Genomic DNA, 1,036 nt, shown 5'->3' with positions numbered 1-1,036 from the left:
GTACAATTAGAATTCTGGAACTTTAATAAAAAACGATGAACAAAACGACAGCACAAACTTAATATATAAGTAAAGCTAAGTTGAAATGATTGATTGTATAATTAAGAATTTGATATAGATAAAATCATAAGTTTAATGAGAATGCTAAAAACGGATCAAGCTTTTTTAGACAGATGGAATTCTTATTCGAAGAAAAATCTTTATGCTAGAGACATAAAGTTTGAAGATGTAATAGATAATGGAATAAATATTATAGAAAAAATAAAAAATCAGTAGAGCTATAAAAAGATGAGGGATTGAAAATTTAATCTCTCATTTTTTTATTAAAAAACTAAAGGAGGAAAAATGAAATTAGTAATCGCAGAAAAACCAAGTGTTGCAGCATCAATAGCAAAAGTTATAGGAGCAAAAAATAGAAATAATGGATATTATGAGGGGAATGGATACATTGTTTCATGGTGTGTTGGGCATTTAGTACAAATGGCAAATCCTGATGTGTATGATGAAAGATATAAGAAGTGGAGAATTGAAGATTTACCTATTATCCCAAAAGAATACAAGTATGAGGTAACGAAGACAACTAAAAAACAGTTTAATATTCTTAAAAGGCTAATGAATAGTAATGAAGTTGATACCATTATTAATGCTTGTGATGCTGGTAGAGAAGGAGAAGCTATTTTTAGACTTGTATATATGATGGCAAATTGTAAAAGAAAATGAAACGTCTTTGGATTTCCTCAATGGAAGATTCTTCCATAAAAGAAGGATTTAGCAACTTAAAAGATGGAAGTAACTATGATAATCTTTTTGATTCAGCTAAGGCTCGTGCCATAGCTGATTGGCTTGTTGGAATGAATATAAGTAGACTTTACTCCTGTCTATATAATGAAAATTATAGTGTAGGCAGAGTACAAACACCAACTTTATCAATGATTGTGAATAGAGATGATGAGATAAATAGTTTTAAAAAAGAAAAATATTATACAGTGGAGATTTCTATGAATGGATTTACACTGTCGACAGATAGAATTGATGA

At 29.0% G+C, this 1,036-nt stretch carries 1 pseudogene; it reads left to right on the top strand.

Annotated features, from left to right (window positions below):
- Nucleotides 1-345 precede the first annotated feature (345 nt).
- A pseudogene (locus HMPREF0077_RS09965) lies at nucleotides 346-1,036 on the top strand (DNA topoisomerase); the annotation flags it as partial.

This window comes from Anaerococcus tetradius ATCC 35098, from assembly GCF_000159095.1.
Classification (GTDB): Bacteria; Bacillota; Clostridia; order Tissierellales; family Peptoniphilaceae; genus Anaerococcus; species Anaerococcus tetradius.
Note: the sequence above shows the minus strand (reverse complement) of the source record. Positions and strands in the feature narration are given on the sequence as shown.